Origin of the sequence: Mesorhizobium sp. M00.F.Ca.ET.216.01.1.1, assembly GCF_004010325.2 — a bacterium.
Classification (GTDB): Bacteria; Pseudomonadota; Alphaproteobacteria; order Rhizobiales; family Rhizobiaceae; genus Mesorhizobium.
This window is the reverse complement of record NZ_SADR02000030.1, coordinates 24,349-38,707: the sequence shown is the minus strand read 5'-3', so window position 1 is coordinate 38,707 and position 14,359 is coordinate 24,349. Positions and strand designations below refer to the sequence as shown.

Here is a 14,359-nt window from a genome sequence, read left to right as displayed (position 1 = left end):
CCAGGCTACTAAGCCGGCGTCGTTGCAATTCGGCCAAAATCGTGGTGCGGTTCTGTGCGATCCAGGAACGGGGCGTCATGCCCAGCTGGAAAGAGAATGATTTCCGGCGCGGATTCCAAGTTTTGATACCAATACATACCGAGCGGCTGCTCCCTTACCTGTTCCTGCTTGCCTTGCTTTGCATCGCGGTCGCTTTCCGGCCGCTGCTGCCTGTCGATGAAACGCGGTATCTCAGTGTCACCTGGGAAATGTACCTGAGCGGGCATGTCTTTGTTCCGACGATGAACTTTGCGCCCTATCTGCAGAAGCCGCCGCTACTGTTCTGGCTCATCGATCTAGTCTGGAGCATTTTCGGCGCAAGCCGGGTAGCCGCGATGCTCGTCATCTTCGCCGCGTCGTCGCTCGTCATCTGGCTGACGACGCTTTTGGCAAGAACCCTCTTTCCCGAACGCGACGACATCGTAAGGCGCATCCCCTGGCTCGTCGCTGGAAGCACCGTCTTCGTCATCTATTCGACGCTGATCCTGTTCGACATGCTGCTGACGGCCTTCGTGCTGGCCGCGCTGCTGTCATTGCTCGCCTTTGCCAAAAGCGGCAACCGCTGGCAGGCAGTATTGGCCGGACTGTTCATCGGACTTGGCGTTCTGACGAAAGGCCCGGTCGTTCTCATCCATATCGGCGCACCCGTGCTGCTGTATCCGTTCTGGCGCGACCGACGCGTTGAGCTGGCGCCTTTAAAATTCTTCTCGGGAGCAGGCCTGGCGATTCTCGCCGCGCTGATTCCGGTGGCGGTCTGGCTGGCACCGGCGACCATTCTGACGAAGGGCAATTTCGTCTACGACCTGGTCTGGAGCCAGTCGGCGGGTCGGGTCACCGGCAATCTGCACAATTCGCACGGCCGACCGTTCTATTTCTATCTGCTGCTGCTGCCGGTCATGTTCATGCCGTGGGTTTTCATCCCCGAGGTGTGGCGACTGAAGCTGCGCACCCGGATACGCAGCTTGATCGACACGAAATCGCCCGACCTGCGTGCCTTGCGCCTGCTGTCGTTCTCGCTCGTCGCCGTGCTGCTGGTTTTCAGCGCTATATACGGCAAGCAGCCTCACTACGTGATGCCGGCGCTGCCATTTGCGACCATCCTGTTCGGGTATTTCATGGCCGAGATCAAGCTTGCCAGGTTCAGAAATACAGCCTTTGTCATGCTGGCGATTTTCGGCATCGGCCACGCCATCGCATCAGCGACCGCTTTCAAGCGCTATGATCTCATGCCACTGGCGAACTTCATCGACGAACGCAAGGACGCGGACTGGGCGGTCGCCTTCGACTACCAGGGCGAGGTCGGCTTCCTTGCCAGACTCGAAAAACCATTCGAACAGGTCGACAATCCCCAGGAATGGCTACAATCCCATCCCGGCGGCTACGTCATCGACAAGACCTCGGGGGACCCAGGCGCTTCGGAGCAGGTCGCGTTCCGCCTGCCGGTGGAGCGCGGCTATCTTGTCGTCCTGAAGGGGCAGCATTGACGGCTTCGACAAGCGCGCCGCCTGCAGCCGACAACCGCTGATCATAGCCGCGCGGCGGACGACCTATCCGAGCGGTTTCTCCAGGATCAGCGCCGGCAGCCCTGAACTGCCGCCGCAATCGGCGGTATTGCTGGCGGGCAGAAACCCTCTCGAGCGGTAGAAGGCGACAGCTGGCGTGTTTGCTTCCTCCACCTCGACACGCAACGTCTGCGCCTCCGGAAAGCTGGCCTCGACCTCTTCCAGCAGCGCCTGACCGATCCCTTGCCTCTGGCAGGCCGGGTGCACGTAAAGCTGGTTCAACATGATGATCTTCGCATCCGTTGTGGCGGCCGCGAAAGCCATACCGCCGATGCGCTTGCCGTCGTCGGCTACGAGGAATTCGGAGTTCGGTCGCGTCAGCCGCGCCTTGAGCGAGGCGATCGAATGCCAATCATCGGTAATCGCGGTGACACGCTCGACCCCGTAGATGGCGTCATAGGTGGCATGCCACGTCTCAACCAACAGCGCTCGGATCGCAGCAAGGTCGCGTTCACCGGCGGTTCGGATGAACATGCCCTACTCGATGCCGAGCTTGGCCTTGACGAGATCGTTGACCGCCTGCGGATTGGCCTTGCCGCCGGTCGCTTTCATCACCTGGCCGACGAACCAGCCGGCCATGGTTGGCTTGGCACGCGCCTGCTCGACCTTGTCCGGGTTGGCGGCGATGACCTCGTCCACTGCCTTCTCTATAGCGCCGCTGTCGGTGACCTGCTTCATGCCGCGGCTTTCGACCAGCTGGCGCGGATCGCCGCCCTCGTTCCAGACGATCTCGAACAGATCCTTGGCGATTTTGCCGGAGATGGTGCCTTCTTTGATCAGGTCGATAACCGCTCCGAGCTGACTGGGCGAAACCGGAGCGTTTTCAATGGTTTTTCCGGCCCTGTTGAGGGCACCCAGGAGATCATTGATGACCCAGTTGGCGGCAAGCTTGCCATCACGCCCGGCAGCGACCTTCTCGAAATAGTCGGCGATCGCCTTTTCCGACACCAGGATCGAGGCGTCGTAGGTCGACAGACCCAGCGTCGAGATCAGTCGCGCCTTCTTGTCGTCGGGAAGCTCCGGCAGGTCTTTTGCCAATGCATCGACATAGGCCTGGTCGAATTCCAGCGGCAGAAGGTCGGGATCCGGGAAATAGCGGTAGTCATGCGCCTCTTCCTTGGAGCGCATCGAGCGCGTTTCGCCCTTATTGGGGTCGAACAGCCGCGTTTCCTGGTCGATCTTGCCGCCGTCCTCCAGGATGGCGATCTGCCGGCGCGCCTCATATTCGATCGCCTGGCCCATGAAGCGGATCGAGTTGACGTTCTTGATCTCGCAACGCGTACCGAATTCGCCGCCGGGCCTGCGCACCGAGACGTTGACGTCGGCGCGCAGCGAACCTTCGTCCATATTGCCGTCACAGGTGCCGAGGTAGCGCACGATCGTGCGCAGCTTGGTCACATAGGCCTTGGCTTCATCGGCGGAGCGCATGTCAGGCTTGGAGACGATCTCCATCAGCGCCACGCCGCAGCGGTTGAGATCGACATAGGACATGGTCGGGTGCTGGTCGTGCATCGACTTGCCCGCATCCTGCTCCAGATGCAGGCGCTCGATGCCGACCTCGATATCCTCGAATTCGCCCTGCCTGTCCGGACCGACCGAGACGATCACCTTGCCCTCGCCGACGATCGGCTGCTTGAACTGTGAGATCTGATAGCCCTGCGGCAGGTCGGGATAGAAATAGTTTTTCCGGTCGAAGACCGACTTGTGGTTGATCTCGGCCTTGAGCCCGAGGCCGGTGCGGATCGCCTGCTTGACGCATTCCTCGTTGATGACCGGCAACATGCCCGGCATCGCCGCGTCGACCAGGCTGACATTGGCGTTGGGTGCGGCGCCGAAATTGGTCGATGCGCCGGAGAACAGCTTTGCCTCCGAGGTCACCTGCGCGTGGACCTCGAGGCCGATGATGATCTCCCAGTCGCCCGTGGCGCCAGGGATCAGGCGTTTGGCAACGGGCGTGCGGGTGTCGATGATGGTCATGGGGGCCTATTTTGAACTTGGCTTAAGTTTAGTGAGGCTAACAATTTAGCCATTGGCTAGTGCAAACCGCTTCGAGAGACAAGCGCAAAGCCGAAAGCTGGCGCTATCGCGCAGCATCGGCTATAGGCCTTCCATCCCAATGGAGAGTGGATGTCCACTTACGCTCAGTCCCGGTAAGGCCCTGACCTCATAGCGAGGCAGGGCAGAAGACCTGAAACCCCGTGCCGCGAAGCTTCGCGGCGGCGGCATTTTCTGTTTTCCCGGGAACTCTCAGATGGATATTTCGCGCACCGAACAGCGCATCCTGCACCTGCTCGCCAGGGCGGGCGCATCGAAATCGAAAAGAACCAGAAAAGGCGGATCGCCTCCGTCAAATGCCTGACCCGAGACGGCTGGCACTATCCGGGCGTCGATCTCGACCTGTTTCGAAAACTGAAACGAAAAAAGGCGGTTTCGTCGTCGGGTGGCGGACCCTATCGCATTACCCGGCGCGGCCTCGAACTCGTTCGCGCCGAACTCGACAACAGGTAGGGGCAAGTCCGCCGGCCTGCATTCCGGTCGGCGGCATCGTCTCGCCGGCATTAGGCCGTCGCGATATAGGCCCTGATCTCCTCGGCCTCGCGCTCGACATCCTCGATGCGCCGCTTGACCACGTCGCCGATGGACACGATGCCGTCGAGCAGGCCGTCCTTTTCCACCGGTAAGTGGCGGAAACGGCCCCTGGTCATGATCTCCATGACCTCATTGACGGTATGGTTCTCGTTGCAGATCTTCACCTTTGGTGTCATCGCCGAACGCACCGGGATGTCGAGCGCCGCCGCTCCTTCCCTGGCGATGACCCGCACGATGTCGCGTTCGGAAAGGATGCCGACGATCTTGTGATCGCCATTTGTGATGACCAACGCACCGACCCTGTGGTCGGTCAGCATGCGAATGGCCACGCTCAGCTTTTCGTTCGGCCCGCACGTGAACACGTCATGGCCCTTTTGCTCGAGAATTGCCTTAACAGTCATGGCGTCCTCCTCAGTTTTGCTGCCGGTTCCTGCCCTGACCGGCTTTCAGCGTCTTTGCGCGTCCAAGGGCGCCGGCGCTGTAAGGAACATCGTGCGCCGTGATTGGTTGCTTTTCAAGTGCGCCGGCCAGCGCTCTACCGACCTTGATCTGCCTGCGGTTGCCGGTCGAAAGCACGCAGGCCGAAGAAGCCGGCGACAAAGCCGCCAATATGGGCCTCCCAGGCGATCTCGCCGTCAAAGCCAAGGGCAAAGCCGAACAGGCCGGTAACGAGATTGATCACCATCCACACGGCCAGAAAGGTCACGACGCCGCGGGAGCGGAACACAGCCGCCATCGGCAGCGGCGAGCCTGCGAAGGCTGCCTTCCCGGACGAGCGGTCTATGCGGAAGCCAAGCCGCGCCGCTGCTCCCATCATCCCGGAAATCGCGCCCGAGGCGCCGACAAGCGGCTCCTGGCCGAGCGGATGCACGGCCCAAAACAGCGCCACCGCCGCCAACCCGGTTGCCGCGAAGAACAGCGAGAACCGAAACATGCCGAACCGGTTTGCCAGCGGCGAGCCGAACGCCGCGAGCCACACCATGTTGATGGCCAGATGCGCCAAGCCGCCGTGCAGGAATGTATAGGTGAACGGGCTCGAAAAGGCGTAGAAATCGAGGTCGAAGCGACCGGAATAGCGGATCGGGATGAAGGCAGTCCGCACAAGCAGGGCAAAATCCTGCTCATCGGTGAGCCAGTAGACCCGGACCAGATGAACGACGACGCAGATGCCGATAATCGCCAGCACCACGGGCGGCAGGTTGAATACCGGCTCGCGCTCGACAGGTCTCTCCTCGCCCTGCTCGATTTCCGATGGGATTTCTGGTTCGCTCATTAGGCTTGCACTCGATCTGGGATTCGACTTCGCGAGCATCTAGGCCATGGCCAGCCGAATCACAAACGGCGAATCGGCGCGGGTGCGAATCAAAAAGAAGCCGTCCAAGGTTGCCCTTGAACGGCTGGTCGAGTCCCCATGCTCCCCTGAAACTCTTGACTGAAGTGCTGCCGATCGTTGCGAAACGACCACTTCTGGAGTGGTTTTGATGTGCCACAGGCACCGTCGCTACGCAACGTAAACCAATTGTTAACCTTAACGGTCCCGACCCGTGAACAAGTGTTAACGACGCTGGCACGCATCCTGCAACGCAACGCATGTAGGTCATCGGAGGGCGCCCTTTCTGTTCGCCGATGAGACATCAGAAGACAGATTGCGCGGAGCAGCAGAGCATGAACCAGAACGGATCAATCACGCTGTTCCATTATTGGAACCGGTTGCGTGATGGGCGGCCTGCCCCGAAGCGTTCGGAAGTGGAGCCCGCCGATATCAAGTCGCTTTTGGCCGACACCTTCATCCTGGAAAGGGATACGCGCGGCGAAGCGGTGTTCCGGCTAGCCGGCACCAGGCTTTGCGCCGGCTACGGCCGCGAACTCAAGGGTTTTTCCTTCCCCTCTTTGTGGCGCGAGAAGGATCAGCGGCTTGTCTCACGGCTGATCCATGGTGTTTTCGACCAGAAGTCCGTGGTGCTCATTACCTATGAGGGTTTCAGCCGCAACGGCCGCTCCAACAAGTTCGAGTTGCTTGCGCTGCCGCTCGACGGCGGCGTCGAAAATCCGCGTTGCCTCGGCGTGATCAGCGCAGCGGAAAAGCCTTTCTGGCTGGGTGCCGATCCGATCACCGACGCGTTGATCGATTCGATCCGCGTCGTCGATCCGGAGAAAGAACCGATGTTCCTGAAAAACCGGCCGGCGATCAGCGTTCCCTCGCTTGTGCCAATCGAATACGATCCGCCCGAAACGATCTCGGCACTCGGCCGGGCGCGCCGCATCCGCCATCTGGTGGTGTTCGACGGCGGGCGCGAGGAATAGCGCCAAATCCAAGCTCAAATCTTAAGGCATCGGCGGCCGGCTTTCCCCTTTATTAACCTGCCTTGCTGTAGTTTTCCCGTGAAGTTCCTCGCATCGATGCGCAGGAATGCCAACGGGGTGTAGGCAGTCATGAGGTCAGCGGCGGTCGACTACGCGCCGTCCCGAGCTGAAAGGCGTAACTTTCAGCGCGTCCGGGTAAAGATCTACGGGCGCTTCATGCTGGAAGACCGCACCGAGCATCCCTGCCAAGTGATCGACATGTCGCCGGGCAATGTTGCGCTTCGCACCGAGCGCGTCGGCATGCCGGGTGAAAAAGTCATCGCCTACATCGATCACATCGGCCGCATCGAGGGCGTGGTGACGCGCACCTCGCAGGATGGCTTCGCGATGACCGTCATCGCATCCGACCGCAAGAAGGACAAGCTGGCCGCGCAGCTGACCTGGCTTGCCAACAAGCACGAGCTGGACCTGCCGGAAGACCGGCGTCATGAACGTGTGGCGCCACGCAATCCGATGAGCGTGCTTCAGCTCACCGACGGGCGCCAGTACCAGTGCCGCATCATCGACCTGTCACTGTCGGGCGCGGCGATCGAGATCGACGTCAAGCCGGCGATCGGCATCCAGGTCACGCTGGGAACCATGCGCGGCCAGGTGGTGCGCCATTTCGAGGATGGCGTCGCCATCGAATTCGCTGTCATCCAGCGGCCGGAAACACTCGATTCCGAATTCAATACACCGCGCACCTGACAACCAGCGACTCCCCCATCGAATCGGCCGTAGCGGCCGGTTTTTGTTGTCTCCTGCCACACAGCCTATCAGTGCGGCACCGTAGCGCCGGTGCCGTGAAAGCTCAGCCTCAGGGGAGTGTCTGAATAATTTTATACTCAAATAATTCAAATTTTATGTTAATTCTACTGGCGTTTTACTCAATATCTACTTCGCGTTTTTGCGTCAAATAAATCCACCTATGACAAGGTCTCCTCAAACGGGGAGACTGAACAATGAAGAAGAGGGGCAAGCTGTTGCTCATGGCAATGGCGATGCAGCTTTCCGCTTGGGGGACCGCATATGCGGGGCCTGCCTTCATGCACACCGGCGGCCGCACCACCCAGCCGGTCGGCCATTACGAGTTCTGCCAGAAGCTTCCGCAGGAATGCAACGAGAGGACGCCGAAACAGGCGCCGATCGAGCTGACCCGCAAGCTGTGGGCGACGATCGTCAACATCAACAATTCGGTCAACACCAGGATCACGCCGCGCACCGACATGGAAATGTCGGGTAAGGAAGAGGTCTGGTCCTATCCCGACAACGGCTTCGGCGACTGCGAGGACTATGCACTGGAGAAGCGTGGCGAACTGATGGGCGCCGGCATTCCCGCCGGCGACCTGCTGATGACCGTGGCGCGCCAGCCGAACGGCGATGGCCATGCGGTGCTCACCGTGCGCACCAGCCTTGGTGAGTTCATCCTCGACAATCTGGAGCCTAGGGTGCTGTCGTGGACCGACACCGAATACACCTACCTGAAGCGCCAATCGGACCAGAATTCCGGCGCTTGGGTGACGATCAACGACGGCCGAGCCGACGCGGTCGCCAGTGTCCGCTAGGGACGCGACGAGAAAGCCCGGTCGAGTCCCCACCCTCCCCGTCCCCAACGACCGGGTTTTAGGAGCCGGCCCCGTCCCGGGCCGGCTCCACCATTTCAGGAAAACATCTGCCGCTAAACCCTCGGATCGGCGGATAGACGATTTCCATTGCGCCGATGGCGCTCGGCGGACAACGATCGGTCCGCCTCCCGCCCTTGCCGCGAGGCCGCTCTTCGCTCCACCCGCGACGTCGGACTTCCTGACAGAGGCGGATGGGCGCAATATGGACGATCCATCCATCTTCGGATCACTGCGATGTTGGAAATCCCGGAAGACCGATGCGAGCGCCATCGTCTGTTCAAGGCCATCGACGATGCATTCAAGGTGGGTGACTTCGAGGGCCTCGGTAGGGCCTTGGGCGGCTCACCCCGGTGGTTCGACGAGCAGATGCCGTTCGAACTAGGCCTTGGGCATCCGCTGGAGTATGCGATTTACTGGAGCTCCCTCGCCTTCATCTCGACCTTGCTGGATGTCGGCTCGGACCCGAACTATCACCACAATGGCGGGTTTCCGGCGGTCATTGCGGCGTTGTCCGCCGACCGGGCCGACAGGCTGGAAATTGTCCGGCTCTTGATCGACGGCGGCGCGGATCCCAATATGCGAGGTGTGAACGACTGGACGCCGCTCCACTATGCGGTGGCTATCCACGACCTCGATGCGATCCGCCTGCTTTTGGCGGCCGGAGCCGACCCGTCGCTCGAAACCCGCATCGATGACTATACGACAGCCCTCGAGGAAGCAGACAATTCCGGCTTTGAAGCCGGCGCTTCGTTGCTGCGTGATGCGATGACCAGGCGCGGCTCGAATGGACGGTGAGCTTAGCCATGCTGCAAAACCACAGCCGAAGACTTGGCCAGGTTGGTTTCAGATTTCTTTCAGCCCCGCCTTGAACCGCTTGGCGTTGCCGACGTAGTGCGCGGCCGAGCCGCGCAGCCTTGCGACCGCTGCCTCGTCCAGCACCCTGACCACGCGCGCGGGTGAGCCGACGATCAGCGAATTGTCGGGGAATTCCTTGCCCTCGGTGACTAGGGCGCCGGCGCCGACCAGCGAGTTCTTGCCGATCTTTGCGCCGTTCAGCACGAGAGCGCCCATGCCGATCAGGCTGTTGTCGCCGATCGTGCAGCCATGCAGCAAGGCGCGGTGGCCGATCGTGCAGCCTTGCCCAATCGTCAGGGGAAAGCCGGGATCGGTGTGCATCACCGTATGTTCCTGCACATTGCTGTCGGCGCCGATGATGATCGGCTCGTTGTCGCCCCTGATGACGACACCGAACCAGAAGCCGGCATCGCGACCGACCCGCACATCGCCGATCAGCGTGGCATCGGGTGCGATCCAGTTGCTGTCGGCGTCCTCGAAACTGGGCGCCTTCCCATCGATCGCATAGACCGGCATTTTCTCATCTCCGATTTGTCTCAAGCCGAGAATTCGATCGAGACTAGGAGACTGTTCGCCCAAGACGCAATGGTGATCAGTGCAACACCCAGCGCCAGCGCCCAGGCAATCACGGTGCAGCCGCAGAACATCAGCATCAGAATCGAAATGCGGCCCTGCCGGCGGGCCGCCAGGGCATCGTTGGCGAGCATGAACGGCCCGGCGCATGCGGTCGCGGCCAGCGAGCGCAGGACATGCGCCGGCGACACATAGGGTTCGACGAACGCAAGCCGCCGGCCCGATATCAGTTCCATCGCCGATCCGGCCAGGCCGCAAGCGGTGAGGCCGACCGCAAAAGCGAAGAGAACGAGTTCCACCGGGCTCATCTTTACCTGCCGTTTACCATGAAATCGCACAGTCCCGTTCGATACAGGCGCTGCAACAGCAATGCCGCGCCATGTGTGCCGCTCGAGCACACCCCAGGGTGACAGGCGGCCGATATTGGGGATTGCGATGAAGCAGGCAGCCACCGCCAACGGCCCGGAGTTCAACGTCGTCGATTCCGTGCTGATGAAGCAGGTGTTCTATGCGTTCGCGGTGTTGGCGCTGCTTTCGGTTGCGATCAGCCTTGGCGGCAAATGGTTCGGCCGCTCGATCGCCATGGCTGGGTACACGGACGACACGACGATCCACGAGGTGGTGCTCGGCAACAACGTCATCGCTGTGCCGGCCAACGTCATCCGCTTCGAGCAGGCGCGGCGTGACGGCATCGCCTCACGCCTCGACCTCTATCTGCGCTATCCCGCGATGGACGGCTACAGCGAGGCCGCCCGCGACGACTTCAACCATACCCGAGCAAGCAAGGACATCATCTTCCTGTCGTTCGAGCAGCAGATGATGTCGCGCGACATGAGCGGTCGCTTCGCGCCGATTTACAGCGCGCTGATCGTCCAGCCCGGCGTGCCCGGCTCGGGCGGCACGACGCTCTATGGTTTCAGCGAAAAATCAGGCTATCTCAACGAAGTGCTCGCGGTCGCCAATCGCCCTGGCCAGGACCCGTTCGTCGCCCGCTGCCTGAGCGGGCCGAGCGCCGACGACTCGCTGGCACCGTGCGAGCGCGACGTCCATGTCGGCGATAGCCTCAGCCTCACCTACCGCTTCCCCCGGGAATTTCTGGGTGACTGGCAGGCGCTCGATGCGGCGATCGCCACCGAGGCTGCGCGCATCCTGAAGACGGGACACTAAGATCTCGTTTCGTCATCCTCGGGCGGAGCGGGAGCGAAGCGAACCGCGCGGACCCAAGGATCCATTCCGTGACCTTAGAGCGCCGTAGCGATGCAGAACATGCAGTGCTGGGGATGCCCGCGCGAGTGTTATTTTCCCGTCTAGCCGCAAAGCAGCGGAGGGTAGTTCAGGACCGCCGCATTCTTCGGCTGACGTGACGGCATGGACCCCAGGGTCTGCGCTCCGCTTCGCGTTCGCTCCGCCCTGGGATGACGGCGCGGCAGACCTCAACTCGCGCCGGCGGAAAATTCCGGGGCTCAGGCCAGATCGATGTCGAGGATCGCCATCGAGAAATTATAGTCGCCGTCGTCCTCGTCCTTGAAGACGATGCCGAGGAACTCGTCGCCGACATAGACCTCGGCCGAATCGTCCTTGCGCGGCCGCGCCTTCACTTCAAGTTTGGGATTCTGGAAGACGCGCTTGAAATAGGCGTCCAGCTTTCTGATTTCGTCCGGCTTCAAAAGTCTTCTCCGATCGTCGGCTTGCTCATTTGAACGCGCTTCTGGCACGTCGACAATGGCGATGTAAAGGCAAGCCAACCAGGATTGCACCGGAACCGGCCTCCCCGATGAGCACGTCGGGGATCATGCCGGACGGCGTGCCACCATGGAAAATCAGATGTCGAAGCTGACGACGTGATCCATGGTCTGCGACGGCAACAGCTGGTCCATCTGCCGCGACGGCTGGTCGCAGCCTGTCTCGCCGACGACACGGGCCGGCACGCCGGCAACCGTCTTGTTGTGCGGCACCGGCGACAGCACCACCGAGCCCGCCGCGATCTTCGAGCAATGGCCGACCTCGATGTTGCCGAGGATCTTGGCTCCAGCACCGATCAGCACGCCATAGCGGATCTTGGGGTGACGATCGCCGCCGGCCTTGCCGGTGCCGCCCAGCGTCACGCCGTGCAGGATCGACACGTCGTCCTCGATCACCGCGGTCTGGCCGACCACGAGGCCGGTAGCGTGATCGAGGAAGATACCCTTACCGATGCGCGCGGCGGGGTTGATGTCGGTCTGGAACACCGAGGACGACCGGCTCTGCAGATACAGCGCGAAGTCCTGGCGGCCCTGGTTCCACAGCCAGTGCGCCAGCCGGTGCGTCTGGATGGCATGAAAACCCTTGAAGTAGAGCACCGGCATGATGAAGCGGTCGCAGGCCGGATCGCGGTCGTAATAGGCCTGGATGTCGACACGAACCGTCGACGACCAGGCCTTGTCGTCGGCCGCCATCGCCTTGAAGGTCTGGCGGATGAGGTCGGAACCGATATCCTGATGGGCGAGACGCTCGGCCAGTCGGTGGATGACCGCCTCCTCCAGGCTTTCCTGGTTGAGAATCGTTGAATAGAGGAACGCCGCCAGCAATGGATCGCGGTTGACCGCCTCCATCGCTTCGTCGCGGATCGACCGCCAGATCGGGTCGATCGGCTTCACCATGGTGGGGCGGGCAATCGTAACGCTGTTCATCGATAGTCTCCGGCCTGCCGGGTTGCCTATTGTCTGGCCGCACATATAAGCCAGATCGTAGCACGGTTGAACTCAATTTTCCTTAGTGCTTTGTCAAATGGATTTGGTTCACGGAAATTCAAGTTGCCATGGAAAACCAACCCTTGATCGACGAGCCGCTGAAACGCGAACTTTCAGCGCTCTATCAGGCCAAAGACCGCCACTATCACAACCTCGCCCATATCGAGGTAATGCTGGCGCTGGCCGGCGATTATCGTGCCTCGTTGCACGACCCTGAAGCTGTCGAAGCCGCGATCTGGTTCCACGATGCCATCTATGACAGCCGGGCAAAGGACAATGAGGTGCGGAGTGCAGCACTTGCCGAGGAAAAACTCGATGGTCGCACCGATGCGGAGCGCCTCGGCCGCATCGCGGCGATGATCGTCGCCACCGCAACGCATGAACTGCCGCACCTAGGCGACGAACATTTCATGCGTGACACAGCTCTTTTCCTCGATATCGACCTGTCGATCCTCGGCGCCGCACCGGATGCGTTCGACGCCTACGAACAGGCGATCCGCCGCGAATATGGCTGGGTGGAGGAGCCGATGTGGCGTGCCGGGCGCAGCGCGGTCCTGAAGGATTTCCTCGCCCGGAGGCATATTTTTCACACCGAAGAATTTCGGCAGCGGTTCGAACCGCAGGCCAGGCAAAACATCGCGCGATCGATCGAAGCGCTCGGGCAGACGTAGTCCAACAAGCTCTGACGCGAAAAAACCTCCATGCGCAGCGCATGGAGGCACTCACAGCGGATTTTCGGCGTAAAACTCCAGCACGCGCTGTTTGAAGGTCTTGTCCCCGACGGCCAGCATATGGTCGCGGCCCTCGATGTGAAAGGCCCTGGCGTTCGGCATCAGCGCGGCCAGTTCGTCCGGCGAGCTGCCGATGTCGTCCTTGGTGCCGACCGCAATCAGCGTCGGCTGGGCGATACGAGCCACGTCGTCCTCGCTCAGCAACTCGCGCGAAGTGGCAATGCAGGCGGCCAGCGCCCGTCGGTCGCTGCGGGTCTGGTCGGCGAAGGCGCGGAAGGAGCGGCCGCGCGGATGGCTGGTGGCAGCCGGATCGTCGGCCAGAAGTGCATCGGCGATCGGGTCCCAGTCGCCAACGCCGTCGACCATGCCGATGCCGAGGCCGCCGAACACCAGCGTCGCCACCTTGTCCGGGTCGGAAAGCGCCAGGAACGCTGAAATGCGCGCGCCCATCGAATAGCCCATGACATGGGCGCGTTCGATGCCAAGGTGATCGAGCAAGGCTGCCCCGTCCGACGCCATCTTGACCGGCGTATAGTCGGCCTCCTCGTAGCTTTTCGACGAAGAGCCATGGCCACGATTGTCGAAGGCGATGGCGCGGTAACCGGCATCGTTCAGCGTCTTGAACCAGCCGGGCGACACCCAGTTGACGTAGTGGCTGGAAGCAAAGCCGTGGATCATCAGCACCGGGTCGCCGTTGCCCGACGGCGGCTGGCGATCGAGGAAGGCAATGTCGAACCCGTCATGGGAGAAAAACTGCATCTGCGACGGATCCTGCGCGTTCAGTTCGGCGCAGTGCCGATTGCCGGATGGCGCAACAGGTCGCCATCCCTGATGCCATCCTTGGCGGCGGTACCCGCCTTCAGCTCGAGCACGAAACGCACCGGCTCGCCGGGCGAGATTATCGCCTCGGATTGCGGCTCACCTTGCTTGATCGCGCGGATTCTGCCGTCCTGGCCGGCGAAGATGAGGTCGAGCGGCATCGGCGTATTCTTCATCCAGAAGTTTACCTCCTGCTCGGCGTCGAACACGAACAGCATGCCGTGATCGTCGGCCATCTCCTCGCGAAACATCAATCCGGCCTCGCGCTCGGCGGAAGTATCTGCGACTTCGATGGAAAACGGGCGCTCGCCGGATTTCGTCACAGCGACCAGCGGCGTCGGATCGACCGGCAGGATCATAGCCCGGCTGTCCGCCGAACTCGGTCCCTGCGAATAGAAATAGGCGCCCGTGGCGACGACGAAGGCCATCGCGGCGCAGATCGCCCCCGCTGTCAGCCAGCTCCTGTGAACCATTGGAAGTCCTCGGCCGGTCGC

At 61.5% G+C, this 14,359-nt stretch carries 17 protein-coding genes and 1 pseudogene; 8 read left to right on the top strand and 10 right to left on the bottom strand.

Annotation, left to right across the window (positions count from 1 at the left end):
* The first annotated feature begins 122 nt into the window (after positions 1 to 122).
* On the top strand, positions 123 to 1,523 hold the full coding sequence (locus EN859_RS29575) for a glycosyltransferase family 39 protein (RefSeq protein WP_189502318.1): 1,401 nt from the start codon (positions 123 to 125) through the stop codon (positions 1,521 to 1,523).
* Positions 1,524 to 1,586: 63 nt separating this feature from the next.
* Here EN859_RS29575 and EN859_RS29570 read toward each other — a convergent pair whose 3' ends face one another.
* Positions 1,587 to 2,075: a GNAT family N-acetyltransferase gene (locus EN859_RS29570; RefSeq protein ID WP_127856174.1), complete on the bottom strand. Its 489-nt coding sequence runs from the start codon at positions 2,073 to 2,075 to the stop codon at positions 1,587 to 1,589.
* 3 nt (positions 2,076 to 2,078) lie between these two features.
* Positions 2,079 to 3,578 carry an Asp-tRNA(Asn)/Glu-tRNA(Gln) amidotransferase subunit GatB gene (gene gatB / locus EN859_RS29565; RefSeq protein WP_127856173.1) on the bottom strand — a complete coding sequence of 500 codons (1,500 nt, stop codon included), beginning with the start codon at positions 3,576 to 3,578 and terminating at the stop codon, positions 2,079 to 2,081.
* A gap of 274 nt (positions 3,579 to 3,852) precedes the next feature.
* Between gatB and EN859_RS29555 the strand changes: the two are divergent.
* Positions 3,853 to 4,109 (top strand): annotated as a pseudogene (locus EN859_RS29555) (YjhX family toxin).
* A 50-nt stretch (positions 4,110 to 4,159) separates the two neighbouring features.
* Here the strand turns inward: EN859_RS29555 and EN859_RS29550 are convergent.
* Complete coding sequence (locus tag EN859_RS29550; RefSeq protein ID WP_127856172.1) at positions 4,160 to 4,591, bottom strand: CBS domain-containing protein; 432 nt, start codon at positions 4,589 to 4,591, stop codon at positions 4,160 to 4,162.
* Between the two features lie 134 nt (positions 4,592 to 4,725).
* The gene (locus EN859_RS29545; RefSeq protein WP_127856171.1) at positions 4,726 to 5,463 is read right to left on the bottom strand and encodes a rhomboid family intramembrane serine protease; all 738 of its coding nucleotides are present in this window, start codon (positions 5,461 to 5,463) and stop codon (positions 4,726 to 4,728) included.
* Between the two features lie 392 nt (positions 5,464 to 5,855).
* On the opposite strand from EN859_RS29545, the gene EN859_RS29540 reads away from it, so the two are divergent.
* The 4 genes from EN859_RS29540 to EN859_RS29525 all read left to right on the top strand — a co-directional run bounded on the left by EN859_RS29540 (position 5,856) and on the right by EN859_RS29525 (position 8,953).
* The gene (locus tag EN859_RS29540) at positions 5,856 to 6,494 is read left to right on the top strand and encodes a PAS domain-containing protein (RefSeq protein WP_127856170.1); all 639 of its coding nucleotides are present in this window, start codon (positions 5,856 to 5,858) and stop codon (positions 6,492 to 6,494) included.
* A 129-nt stretch (positions 6,495 to 6,623) separates the two neighbouring features.
* Positions 6,624 to 7,241, top strand: a complete 618-nt coding sequence (locus EN859_RS29535; RefSeq protein WP_127856169.1) for a PilZ domain-containing protein — start codon at positions 6,624 to 6,626, stop codon at positions 7,239 to 7,241.
* A gap of 254 nt (positions 7,242 to 7,495) precedes the next feature.
* Complete coding sequence (locus tag EN859_RS29530) at positions 7,496 to 8,098, top strand: transglutaminase-like cysteine peptidase (RefSeq protein WP_127856168.1); 603 nt, start codon at positions 7,496 to 7,498, stop codon at positions 8,096 to 8,098.
* A 294-nt stretch (positions 8,099 to 8,392) separates the two neighbouring features.
* Entirely contained in the window at positions 8,393 to 8,953 is a 561-nt protein-coding gene (locus EN859_RS29525; protein ID WP_127856167.1) for an ankyrin repeat domain-containing protein, read from the top strand.
* 48 nt (positions 8,954 to 9,001) lie between these two features.
* Here the strand turns inward: EN859_RS29525 and EN859_RS29520 are convergent, their stop codons facing one another.
* A complete protein-coding gene (locus EN859_RS29520; protein ID WP_127856166.1) occupies positions 9,002 to 9,529 on the bottom strand; it encodes a gamma carbonic anhydrase family protein in 528 nt (175 codons plus the stop codon).
* Between the two features lie 20 nt (positions 9,530 to 9,549).
* Positions 9,550 to 9,894, bottom strand: a complete 345-nt coding sequence (locus EN859_RS29515) for a hypothetical protein (protein ID WP_127856165.1) — start codon at positions 9,892 to 9,894, stop codon at positions 9,550 to 9,552.
* A 127-nt stretch (positions 9,895 to 10,021) separates the two neighbouring features.
* On the opposite strand from EN859_RS29515, the gene EN859_RS29510 reads away from it, so the two are divergent.
* The gene (locus tag EN859_RS29510) at positions 10,022 to 10,753 is read left to right on the top strand and encodes a hypothetical protein (RefSeq protein ID WP_127856164.1); all 732 of its coding nucleotides are present in this window, start codon (positions 10,022 to 10,024) and stop codon (positions 10,751 to 10,753) included.
* Positions 10,754 to 11,049: 296 nt separating this feature from the next.
* On the opposite strand, the gene EN859_RS29505 is transcribed toward EN859_RS29510, so the two are convergent.
* Together EN859_RS29505 and cysE are read right to left on the bottom strand one after the other, a co-directional pair.
* The gene (locus EN859_RS29505; protein ID WP_013531334.1) at positions 11,050 to 11,253 is read right to left on the bottom strand and encodes a DUF3126 family protein; all 204 of its coding nucleotides are present in this window, start codon (positions 11,251 to 11,253) and stop codon (positions 11,050 to 11,052) included.
* A gap of 153 nt (positions 11,254 to 11,406) precedes the next feature.
* Positions 11,407 to 12,255 (bottom strand): serine O-acetyltransferase, encoded by an 849-nt coding sequence (gene cysE / locus EN859_RS29500; protein WP_127856163.1) that lies wholly within the window; start codon positions 12,253 to 12,255, stop codon positions 11,407 to 11,409.
* Positions 12,256 to 12,383: 128 nt separating this feature from the next.
* Between cysE and EN859_RS29495 the strand changes: the two genes are divergently transcribed.
* The gene (locus EN859_RS29495) at positions 12,384 to 12,986 is read left to right on the top strand and encodes a hypothetical protein (RefSeq protein ID WP_127856162.1); all 603 of its coding nucleotides are present in this window, start codon (positions 12,384 to 12,386) and stop codon (positions 12,984 to 12,986) included.
* A gap of 51 nt (positions 12,987 to 13,037) precedes the next feature.
* On the opposite strand, the gene EN859_RS29490 is transcribed toward EN859_RS29495, so the two are convergent.
* Together EN859_RS29490 and EN859_RS29485 are read right to left on the bottom strand one after the other, a co-directional pair.
* Positions 13,038 to 13,805 (bottom strand): alpha/beta hydrolase, encoded by a 768-nt coding sequence (locus tag EN859_RS29490; RefSeq protein ID WP_189502316.1) that lies wholly within the window; start codon positions 13,803 to 13,805, stop codon positions 13,038 to 13,040.
* Between the two features lie 20 nt (positions 13,806 to 13,825).
* The gene (locus EN859_RS29485; protein WP_127856160.1) at positions 13,826 to 14,338 is read right to left on the bottom strand and encodes a DUF192 domain-containing protein; all 513 of its coding nucleotides are present in this window, start codon (positions 14,336 to 14,338) and stop codon (positions 13,826 to 13,828) included.
* Positions 14,339 to 14,359: the final 21 nt, after the last annotated feature.